The sequence below is a fragment of the Burkholderia sp. 9777_1386 genome, assembly GCF_015712265.1.
Taxonomy (GTDB): domain Bacteria; phylum Pseudomonadota; class Gammaproteobacteria; order Burkholderiales; family Burkholderiaceae; genus Burkholderia; species Burkholderia cenocepacia.
The window spans coordinates 1-1,105 of the sequence record NZ_JACCQB010000130.1; the positions used below are offsets into that span (position 1 = coordinate 1).

At 70.0% G+C, this 1,105-nt stretch carries 1 protein-coding gene; it reads left to right on the forward strand.

Annotated features, from left to right (window positions below):
• Positions 1 to 1,105: acetyl-CoA C-acetyltransferase (locus H0X91_RS34675; protein WP_080327058.1), on the forward strand; the 1,105-nt coding region annotated here is incomplete at both ends.

A 1,105-nucleotide genomic window follows, 5' to 3' on the forward strand; every position in this document is an offset into this window, starting at 1 on the left:
TTGCGGCGCCCGAACTGGGCGCGACGGTGATCCGCGCAGTGCTGGAGCGTGCGGGCGTGAAGCCCGAGCAGGTCAGCGAAGTGATCATGGGCCAGGTGCTGACGGCCGGCTCCGGGCAGAACCCGGCGCGGCAGTCGCTGATCAAGGCGGGGCTGCCGAACGCCGTGCCGGGGATGACGATCAACAAGGTGTGCGGCTCGGGCCTGAAGGCCGTGATGCTGGCGGCGAACGCGATCGTCGCGGGCGACGCGGAGATCGTGATCGCGGGTGGCCAGGAGAACATGAGCGCGTCGCCGCACGTGCTGCCGGGCTCGCGTGACGGGTTCCGGATGGGCGACGCGAAGCTGGTCGACACGATGATCGTCGACGGGCTGTGGGACGTGTACAACCAGTACCACATGGGGATCACGGCGGAGAACGTCGCGAAGGAATACGGGATCACGCGCGAAGAGCAGGACGCGTTCGCGGCGCTGTCGCAGAACAAGGCGGAAGCCGCGCAGAAGGCCGGGCGTTTCAACGACGAGATCGTGCCGGTGTCGATTCCGCAACGCAAGGGCGAGCCGCTGCAGTTCGCGACGGACGAGTTCGTGCGTCACGGCGTGACGGCGGAGTCGCTGGCGGGGCTGAAGCCGGCGTTCGCGAAGGACGGCTCGGTGACGGCGGCGAACGCGTCGGGGCTGAACGATGGGGCGGCCGCGGTGCTGGTGATGTCGGCGCAGAAGGCAGCCGCCTTGGGCCTGACGCCGCTGGCGCGGATCAAGGCGTATGCGAACGCGGGCGTGGACCCGAGCGTGATGGGCATGGGCCCGGTGCCGGCGTCGCGCCGTGCGCTGGAGCGCGCGGGCTGGACGCCGGGCGACCTGGACCTGATGGAAATCAACGAGGCGTTCGCGGCGCAGGCGCTGGCGGTGCACAAGCAGATGGGCTGGGACACGTCGAAGGTGAACGTGAACGGCGGGGCGATCGCGATCGGTCACCCGATCGGTGCGTCGGGCTGCCGGATCCTGGTGACGCTGCTGCACGAGATGGTCAAGCGCGATGCGAAGCGCGGGCTGGCGTCGCTGTGCATCGGCGGCGGGATGGGCGTCGCGCTCGCGGTCGAGCG